8 protein-coding genes are annotated in these 8159 nt (G+C 66.7%); 5 read left to right on the plus strand and 3 right to left on the minus strand.

All coding sequences use genetic code 11. From position 1 onward, the window contains the following. Positions 1–219: 219 nt before the first annotated feature. The 3 genes from OPU71_RS10085 to OPU71_RS10095 all read left to right on the plus strand — a co-directional run bounded on the left by OPU71_RS10085 (position 220) and on the right by OPU71_RS10095 (position 3125). Positions 220–1683 carry a DNA-3-methyladenine glycosylase 2 family protein gene (locus tag OPU71_RS10085; protein WP_267727830.1) on the plus strand — a complete coding sequence of 488 codons (1464 nt, stop codon included), beginning with the start codon at positions 220–222 and terminating at the stop codon, positions 1681–1683. Next, positions 1680–2183, plus strand: a complete 504-nt coding sequence (locus OPU71_RS10090) for a methylated-DNA--[protein]-cysteine S-methyltransferase (protein ID WP_267727831.1) — start codon at positions 1680–1682, stop codon at positions 2181–2183. Before OPU71_RS10085 ends, OPU71_RS10090 begins: the two co-directional genes overlap by 4 nt. Before the next feature lie 66 nt (positions 2184–2249). Next, positions 2250–3125: a DMT family transporter gene (locus OPU71_RS10095; protein WP_267727832.1), complete on the plus strand. Its 876-nt coding sequence runs from the start codon at positions 2250–2252 to the stop codon at positions 3123–3125. Between the two features lie 6 nt (positions 3126–3131). Here OPU71_RS10095 and OPU71_RS10100 read toward each other — a convergent pair whose 3' ends face one another. The 3 genes from OPU71_RS10100 to OPU71_RS10110 form a co-directional block, all read right to left on the minus strand. Continuing rightward, the gene (locus OPU71_RS10100; RefSeq protein ID WP_267727833.1) at positions 3132–3713 is read right to left on the minus strand and encodes a TMEM175 family protein; all 582 of its coding nucleotides are present in this window, start codon (positions 3711–3713) and stop codon (positions 3132–3134) included. 65 nt (positions 3714–3778) lie between these two features. After that, positions 3779–4414, minus strand: a complete 636-nt coding sequence (locus OPU71_RS10105; protein ID WP_267727834.1) for an NADPH-dependent F420 reductase — start codon at positions 4412–4414, stop codon at positions 3779–3781. A gap of 20 nt (positions 4415–4434) precedes the next feature. Next, a complete protein-coding gene (locus OPU71_RS10110) occupies positions 4435–5373 on the minus strand; it encodes a type 1 glutamine amidotransferase domain-containing protein (RefSeq protein WP_267727835.1) in 939 nt (312 codons plus the stop codon). On the opposite strand from OPU71_RS10110, the gene OPU71_RS10115 reads away from it, so the two are divergent. After that, positions 5318–6214 (plus strand): LysR family transcriptional regulator, encoded by an 897-nt coding sequence (locus tag OPU71_RS10115; protein ID WP_267727836.1) that lies wholly within the window; start codon positions 5318–5320, stop codon positions 6212–6214. The two genes, OPU71_RS10110 and OPU71_RS10115, sit on opposite strands and share 56 nt — an antisense overlap. A 142-nt stretch (positions 6215–6356) precedes the next feature. Continuing rightward, positions 6357–7997, plus strand: coding sequence for a phosphoglucomutase (alpha-D-glucose-1,6-bisphosphate-dependent) (gene pgm, locus OPU71_RS10120; RefSeq protein WP_267727837.1), 1641 nt, complete (start codon positions 6357–6359; stop codon positions 7995–7997). Positions 7998–8159: the final 162 nt, after the last annotated feature.

The following is an 8159-nucleotide window of genomic DNA, read 5'->3' on the forward strand; positions in this document are numbered from 1 at the left end:
CACCCTTGCGTGGCCGCGCCTTGATCAAGGTCCGTTGCGGCACTCGGCGTCCGTGCCATCCGCGGGAGTTTTGAGTTCATCGCGTCTTTGCGGGGGCCACGACCTTGAGTCTCAGGAAGCGGCGGTGTGTGGAGTGACACCAGGGCCGCCAGCTCCGTGGCCTGATTCGAAGTCCGAAAACGGCGTGCATCAGCCGATCGAGTGCGGATAATCCACGCCATGACAAGCGATCATTCCGCCCGATACGCCGCCCTTGTGGCCCGGGACTGCCGTTTCGACGGCCGCTTCTTCGTTGGCGTTTCTTCCACCGGCATCTACTGCCGCCCGGTCTGCCGGGTGCGAACACCCAAGGCGGCCAACTGCAATTTCTTCGAGAACGCGGCCGCTGCGGAAGCGGCCGGCTTCCGGCCCTGTTTGCGCTGCCGCCCGGAACTGGCACCGGGGCTTGCTTCGGTGGATATGCCTTCGCGCCTGGCGTGGGCTGCCGCGCAGCGGATTGAAGCCGGGCAGGTGGATGCCGACGGCCTGGCCGGACTCGCCACGCGCCTGGGCATCACCGACCGCCACCTGCGGCGCGTGTTCTCCGACGCGTTTGGCGTGACGCCGATTGCTTACCTGCAAACCCAGCGCCTGTTACTGGCCAAGCGTTTGCTGGCCGATACCGCCTTGCCGATCACCGAACTTGCGCTGGCGGCGGGCTTTGGCAGCTTGCGCCGCTTCAATGCCGTCTTCCATGCGCACTACGGGCTGAGCCCGTCGGCGCTTCGCAAGGCCGCCGCAAGCCCGCCCGCAGGCGATTTCATGCGCTTTGAACTGGCCTACCGTCCGCCGTTTGACTGGCCCCGCCTGCTTGCCTTCCTTGCAGGGCGTTGCGTGCCCGGGGTGGAGGCGGTGGAGGGGGGCTGCTACCGGCGCAGCGTGCGGGTCGAATTCGGCGGGGCGACGCATCGCGGCTGGCTTGCGATCACGCTTGCCACCGGCAAGGATGCGGTGGCGGTATCGATGTCGAACAGCCTGGTCCGTGTGCTGCCCGCCGTGCTGGCCGGGGTGCGGCGGGTATGCGATTTGTCGTGCGAGCCCGATGCCGTGGCGCGCGCACTGGGGCCGCTCGCGGCCGATGCACCCGGCCTGCGGGTGCCGGGGGCCTTTGATGGCTTCGAGATGGCGGTGCGGGCAGTGCTCGGGCAGCAGGTAACCGTCAAGGCGGCGCACACGCTGGCCGGGCGGTTTGCCGCCGCGCTGGGTGAGCCGGTTGAAACGCCGTTTGCTGACATCAATCGCCTGTTTCCGGCGCCGCACTGGGTGGCGCAGGCCAGCGTGGACGAGATTGCCTCGCTGGGCATCGTCCGCCAGCGCACCGCCGCCATCCTGTCGCTGGCGCGCGAGGTGGCGGCCGGGCGCCTTGACATCGGCCCGGCGGCCGACGTCGATGCCACGCTGGGGCAGCTCCAGGCCTTGCCCGGCATTGGCCGGTGGACGGCGCAGTACATCGCGCTGCGCGCGCTCGGCTGGCCCGATGCCTGGCCCAGCGGCGACGTCGCGCTGATCAAGTCGCTTGGCGTGGCCACCGCGCGCGAGGCCGACGCGGCGGCGGAAGCATGGCGGCCGTGGCGCGGCTACGCCACGCTGCACCTGTGGCGGCGCCTGAACGATCCGAGCACCCCGGTGGGAGACCTGCGATGACAACGCGCTGGATGACGTATGCGAGCCCGATCGGGCCGATGGTTCTTGCCGGCCGCGAAGACGGCCTGATCGGCGCCTGGATTGTCGGCCAGGCGCACTTCGGTGGCGTTCTGCCCGACTGGCGCGAGGACCCGGCCGACGCCTCCTTGTGTGCGGCCGCCCGCCAACTTGATGAATGGTTTGGGGGATGCCGCACCGCCTTCGATTTGCCGCTTGCTGCGGTGGGCACCTGTTTTCAACGTGCGGTGTGGGCGCAGATCGCGCGGGTCGGGTTCGGCGAAACCCGAGACTACGGCAGCGTTGGGGCCGCGCTGGGCAAGCCGGGTAGTGCGCGGGCGGTGGGCGCGGCGACCGGGCGTAACCCCTTCACCATCATCGTCCCCTGTCACCGCTTGGTGGCGCGTAACGGTGCGCTGACCGGTTACGCCGGCGGGCTTGAGCGCAAGCGGGCCTTGCTGGCGTTTGAAGCGGGCAGCCGCCCGTTCCGGTTCGCCGGCTGAAGGTTTTTCCAACCCCTCATTTGTCGCCCCGGCCACCCACAAGCTGGCCGCGAGAAAGCTGCATTCATGAAGACCCGTGACCTGAGCGATCTGCTTTTGCTCGCCGCCCTGTGGGGCGGCTCTTTCCTGTTCATGCGCTTTGCCGCGCCCGCCTTTGGCGCGGTGGCACTGATCTGGTTGCGGGTGGCGATTGCATCGCTGTGCCTGCTGCCGCTGCTGGTGATGCGCGGCCAACTCGGCGCGCTGCGGGCGCATGCCGGGCAGATCGCGCTGATGGGGATCTTCAACTCGGCCTTCCCGTTCGTACTGATCGCCTGGGCGACCTTGTCGATCACTGCCGGGCTGGCGTCCATCCTCAACGCAACGGTGCCGATCTTTGCGGCGCTGATCGGCGCCGTGTGGCTGGGCGAGCGGCTCGATGCATCGCGGCTGCTTGGTCTGGCAATCGGGTTCACCGGCGTCTTGCTGCTGGCCGCCGACAAGGCGGATTTCAAGCCCGGTGGCTCGGGCTGGGCGGTCGTTGCGATGCTGGTCGCAACCCTCTCCTACGGTTTTTCGGCCAACCTGACCAAGCGTCAGCTCGCCGGTGTGCCGGCGCTGGTGAACGCGGCCGGGTCGCAGTTCATCTCGGCGATCGTGCTGCTGCCGTTTGCGGTGTGGCTGTGGCCAGCGCAGACGCCGGGTCTGATGGCATGGGCGGCGGTCATCGTGCTGGGTATCGGCTGCACCGCGCTGGCCTACCTGCTGTTCTTCCGGCTCATTGCCCATGTCGGCGCCTCGCGCGCGGTGACGGTCACCTTCCTGATTCCGCTTTTCGGCGTGCTGTGGGGCTGGGTGTTTCTTGGCGAAACACTCAGCGCGGCGATGCTGGGTGCGGGGGCCGTTGTCGTGCTGGGGACTGCGCTGGCCACCGGCGTGCTGAAGCTGCCGGCCCGGGCGTAGTCAGCTTCACTCAGCGGCCGTGAGGTGCCGTTCGATGCGCGTGTCCGGCACCAGCCAGATCAGGGCAACGGCCACGTACAGGGCTTGCGCGAGCCATTCCTCGACGAAGGCGAGCGGTATCGCGACCGCGTACACCGCCACCGACATCATGCCTTTGCGATCCTTGCCGATTGCGCGGGCCAGCAGCGAATCCGGCCCTTCGCCGGCAACCAGGCGGTGGGCGAGGATCCAGTAGGCCGAACCGGCCATCAGCAGCACGCCGCCGTAGAGTGCGGTTGGCAGCGGCGCGAAGTGGTTCTCGCCCATCCAGCCGGTGACGAAGGGCAGCAAGGACAGCCAGAACAGCAGGTGCAGGTTGGCCCATAAGGCGCCGCCCGACACGCGCGTTGCCGCGTGCAGCATGTGATGGTGGTTGTTCCAGTAGATGCCGATGTAGATGAAGCTGAGCACATAGCTCAGAAAAGTGGGTAACAGCGGCAGCAGCGCATCGAGCCGGTCGCCGTGCGGTACTTTGAGCTCCAGCACCATGATCGTGAGGATGATGGCGAGTACGCCATCGCTGAAGGCTTCGAGTCGGTTCTTGCCCATCGGTGTGCCCGCTTGGAGTGGTGGTGGCTGGCCGCAAGTCTTGCCGCCAGCCGTGTGGCCGCGTTTCAGCGCTTGAGGTGCGCCCAGACCATGTTGGGCGAGTGGCCTTCCACCCGCACCATGCGTACCCACAGCAAGGTCATGTGCTCCAGATGCAGGGCTTGTTCCAGCCCGCCCACATCCAGCGGCTCCCAACCCAGCGCGGCGATCAGCTCGCCGACGATGCCCTTGGCGCCGGCATCCGCACCGCAGTACATCATCACCGGTTTGAGGTCGTAGGCCGGGTAAGCCGTGTCCTCGAAATTCTCGAAGCCGTAGATCGTGAACGCCTTGACGACCCGGGCGCCGGGCACCAGGGCCTGGACCATCTCGCTGCCGGACCGCTGACTGCCCAGGCCATGGCTGAGCCCTGGGCCGACCGGGTTGGTGCAGTCGACCAGCACCTTGCCGGCCAGCGCCGGCGCGACGGCCGCGAGCGCTGCTTCGTTGGCCTGGAAGGGCGTGGCAAGAAAGACCACGTCCGCCGCCGACACGGCCGCGAGCGGCTCCGCTACCTTCAGCGCCGGATTGCGAGCGAGTGCCTTGCGCACGCTGTCCGAGGCCGGGTCCTTGGCCGCCAGCGTGACTTCGTGGCCCAGGCGCTGCAGGTGATCCGCGAGCGGCGCGCCGACATTGCCGTAGCCGATGAATGCGATTTTCACGACGATCTCCTTTCGGGTGTTCAGCGCCCGAGCGCTTCGATGACAAGGCGCGCCGTTTCCGCGCCGGAGAAATTCTGCTGGCCGGTGACGAGGTTGCCGTCGCGCACCGCGAAACTGCGCCACAGCCCTGCCTGGACATAGTTGGCACCAAGCGCGCGCAACTCGTCTTCGATCCGCCAGGGCATCAGATGGGTGCCGCGGGGCAGCAGGCCGTATTGCCACACCGCGTTGTCCGCGAAGTCTTCTTCCACGTTGGCAAAGCCGGTGACGGTTTTGCCGCGCACCAGCGGTGTACCGTCGGGCAGGCGGGCGTATCTGAGGATGGCTGCGCCGTGGCACAAGGCCGCGGCGACCTTGCCGGCGGTGTAGAAGGCGACGAACTTTTCCTGCAACGCGCTTGCGGATTCGAACGTGAACATCGGCGCCTGCCCGCCGGCGACGACGATCGCGTCGAATGCTTCAAGCGCAATGTCGCGCACCGGTTTCGTGGCGGCCACGCGGGCCAGCAGTTCCGGCGTGTGCAGAAAGCCTTGGCTGATCAGATCGGTCTTCGAATAGCCGCTGGCGTCGTTCGGATCGCTCATCGCGTCGGCCGCGCAGGCGCCACCTTCCGGGCTGAAGATTTCCACCTCGTAGCCGGCCTCGACGAAGCTGAGGTAGGGGTGGCTCAGCTCGCTCCACCAGAAGCCGACCGGCCAGCCGGTGATGCTGGAAACGGCGGGGTTGGCAATGACGATCGCGACGCGCTTGCGCGCGGCGGCATTCACAGGGTTCGGATTCATCAGGCTCACGGCTGGCTCCAGTGGTCTTGCATGGCGGGCAGTATTCGCTGGAAGCGGCGGATGAAAAATGCGCCCCAATGAGAAATACTGTTGCCAAATTCGGCAACAAAAGTGTGCGGCGATGGAACTCAACGAACTGACTGCTTTCGTCAAAGTGGTGCAATCGGGCAGCTTCACCCGCGCGGCGGATCTGCTGGGGACACAAAAAGCCCATCTGTCGCGCGTGGTCACCGGGCTGGAGCGCAAGCTTGGCGTGCGCCTGATCGAGCGCACCACGCGCTCGCTGTCGCTGACCGAAGTGGGGCGCGAAATCTTCGAGCGCGCGATCGGCATTCTCGCTGCGGTGGAGGACACCGAGCGGGTAGCGCAGCAGATGCTTGGCGAGCCGCGCGGGGTGTTGCGGCTGACCTGCGGCGTCGAGTTCGGCATGCTGGCCGTCAGCCCTTGGGTGATCGGCTACCTGCAACGCTACCCCGACGTGAGGGTTGATGCGGATTACACCGGGCGCTTGGTCGATCTGGTGCACGAGGGGTTCGACCTCGCGATCCGCGTCGGCGAACTGCCGGACTCTCGCCTGGCGGCGCGGCGCCTGGGGGAATTGCGCTACGGCCTGTTTGCAAGCCCGGCTTACCTCGCGCGTGCCGGCACCCCGGAAACCCCGCATGATCTGAGCCGCCATGCGCTGCTGGCGTTCGCCGGGGGCAATCAGCGTCAAGGCTGGCGCCTCGAACGCGGTGCCGCGGTGGTGGCCGTGGAGGTGGAGCCTCGCCTGCGGGTCGACAACAGTTTCTCGGTGGCGGATGCGGCGAAAGCCGGTCTGGGCATTGCACAGCTACCGCTGATGGTGGTTCAGGACGCACTGGCCGCCGGGGCGCTTGAGCGCGTGTTGCCGGGCTGGGCGCGCGCGCCGGTGCCCGTCAGCGCGCTGTTTCCCAGTGCGCGCTACCTGACGCCCAAGGTGCGGGCTTTCATCGATCACGCCGCAGCACAATTCGGGGCGACTTCAAGCGCCGATTGAATCGACGGTGATGGGGTATGACGCGGCATGCCTGACCAGACTTGCTGTTCTTGGCAAAGCCTGTTTGTTCAGGTCAAGACCTTGTCACCCGATCTGCGGCAAAATTCACAGGTTTTCACCTGCATTCCCAGAGGATAAGAAGATGGCACACCCCCTGGCCGGCCAACCGGCACCGAAAGAGGTTCTCACCGACATCGCCGCCTTGCTGGCTGCGTACGCTGCCACACAGCCGGATGTGAATGATCCAACGCAGCGCGTGGCCTTTGGCACCAGCGGCCACCGCGGCAACGCCTTTGCCGGCAGCTTCAACGAAGCGCACATCCTCGCGATCACCCAAGCGGTGTGCGAGTACCGCGCCAATGCCGGCATCACCGGCCCGCTGTACCTGGGCAAGGATACCCACGCGCTGTCCGGTCCGGCGCAGATCAGCGCACTTGAAGTGCTGGCCGCGAATGGTGTCGAAACCCGTATCCAGGCCGACGACGGCTTCACGCCGACGCCGGTGATCTCGCGCGCGATCCTGGTCTACAACCGCGACAACGCCGGCCCGCGTGCCGACGGCATCGTGATCACGCCCTCGCACAACCCGCCGGTCGATGGCGGCATCAAGTACAACCCGCCGCATGGCGGCCCGGCGGATACCGACATCACCGGCTGGGTCGAGGCCCGCGCCAACGCGCTGATGGCCGAGGGCAACAAGGGCGTCAAGCGCGTGCCTTACGCCGAGGCGCTGGCTGCTGCGACGACGAAGGCCGAAGACTTCGTGATGCCGTATGTGAAGGATCTGGGCGCGGTCATCGACTTCGACGCAATCCGCAAGGCAAACCTCAAGATTGGTGTGCACCCGCTCGGCGGCGCCGCAGTAGCGTACTGGAAGCCCATCGCCGAGACCTACGGTCTGAACATCGAGATTGTCAACGACGCGGTCGACCCGGCCTTCTCGTTCATGACGCTGGACCATGACGGCAAGATCCGCATGGACTGCTCCAGCCCCTACGCGATGGCCAGCCTCGTCGCGCTGAAGGACAAGTTCGACATCGCCTGGGGCAACGACGCCGACGTCGACCGCCACGGCATCGTCACGCCATCGGTCGGTCTGATGAACCCGAACCACTACCTCGCGGTGGCGATCAACTACCTGCTGACGCATCGCCCGCAGTGGCCGGCCAGCGCGGCAGTGGGCAAGACGCTGGTCTCCAGCGCGCTGATCGATCGCGTGATGGATGGCCTCGGCCGCAAGTTCCTCGAAGTGCCGGTCGGCTTCAAGTGGTTCTCCGGTGGCCTGCTCGAAGGCAGCTTCTGCTTCGGTGGCGAGGAGAGCGCCGGCGCGTCCTTCCTGCGTCGCGATGGTTCCGTGTGGACCACCGACAAGGACGGCATCATCCTTGGCCTGCTGGCGGCCGAGATCACCGCCGTCACGGGCAAGGATCCGGGCGTGCATTACCAGGAGATGGCCGCGAAGTACGGCGCGCCGTTCTACACCCGCATCGACGCAGCGGCCACCCCGGCGCAGAAGGCCGCCTTCAAGGGCCTCACCGGCGAGCGCGTGAGCGCCGCCACGCTGGCGGGCGATGCGATCACCGCCAAGCTCACCAAGGCACCGGGCAACGGTGCGTCGATCGGCGGCCTCAAGGTCACCACCGCCAACGGCTGGTTCGCCGCGCGCCCCTCGGGCACCGAAGACATCTACAAGGTTTACGCCGAGAGCTTTGTCAGCGCCGAGCACCTGCAGCAGATTGTCAAAGAGGCGCAGGAAATCGTCAGCGACGCATTGAAGCCGTAAACCGCAGATCGCGTCTGGCAGGAAAAAAGGGCCCGGAGTAATCCGGGCCCTTTTGTTTGAGTGCCGTGCCAGGCTTCCCGGTTAGCAGGCCGATGCAAAACGCTGTGACGTCACGCCTGGCATGGCCGTTGCGATTCGGTTTTTCATGACTTCAGTCCTGCA

The sequence above is a fragment of the Niveibacterium sp. 24ML genome, from assembly GCF_026586805.1.
GTDB lineage: Bacteria > Pseudomonadota > Gammaproteobacteria > Burkholderiales > Rhodocyclaceae > Niveibacterium.

Excerpts from the sequence above, each read along its gene's own strand:
- OPU71_RS10115 (WP_267727836.1), top strand. The coding sequence starts at position 5,318 with ATGGAACTCAACGAACTGACTGCTTTCGTCAAAGTGGTGCAATCGGGC.
- pgm (WP_267727837.1), top strand. The coding sequence starts at position 6,357 with ATGGCACACCCCCTGGCCGGCCAACCGGCACCGAAAGAGGTTCTCACC.
- OPU71_RS10095 (WP_267727832.1), top strand. The coding sequence starts at position 2,250 with ATGAAGACCCGTGACCTGAGCGATCTGCTTTTGCTCGCCGCCCTGTGG.
- OPU71_RS10085 (WP_267727830.1), top strand. The coding sequence starts at position 220 with ATGACAAGCGATCATTCCGCCCGATACGCCGCCCTTGTGGCCCGGGAC.
- OPU71_RS10090 (WP_267727831.1), top strand. The coding sequence starts at position 1,680 with ATGACAACGCGCTGGATGACGTATGCGAGCCCGATCGGGCCGATGGTT.
- OPU71_RS10100 (WP_267727833.1), bottom strand. The coding sequence starts at position 3,713 with ATGGGCAAGAACCGACTCGAAGCCTTCAGCGATGGCGTACTCGCCATC.